Genomic DNA, 282 nt, shown 5'->3' on the forward strand with positions numbered 1-282 from the left:
CTGAAGTCGAAGTAGTCGGCGTGGCCGACGCGGGTGCGGCCGTCCTTGCCGGGGAGGGCGGGCTGCAGGACGGTCAGACCCTCGTCGATGAGGATGTCCGGACGGCGGACGGTGAGCCGCCGGTCGGGGACGATGTCGTAGATCAGGTGGGAGTAGACGGGGGCCGTGACCTCGACCTTCCCCGCCTTGATGTCGGCGACGAACCGGGTGAGGGCCCGACGGTCGTACGACTCGGGGAAACCTTTCCACGACATCAGACCGCGTGCTACCAGCTCCTTGGTG

General features: G+C 67.7%; 1 pseudogene. It reads right to left on the bottom strand.

From position 1 onward, the window contains the following. A pseudogene (locus KVT44_RS56040) lies at window positions 1-282 on the bottom strand (type I pantothenate kinase); the annotation flags it as partial.

This window comes from Streptomyces sp. GbtcB7, assembly GCF_019091445.1.
Lineage (GTDB): Bacteria > Actinomycetota > Actinomycetes > Streptomycetales > Streptomycetaceae > Streptomyces > Streptomyces mirabilis.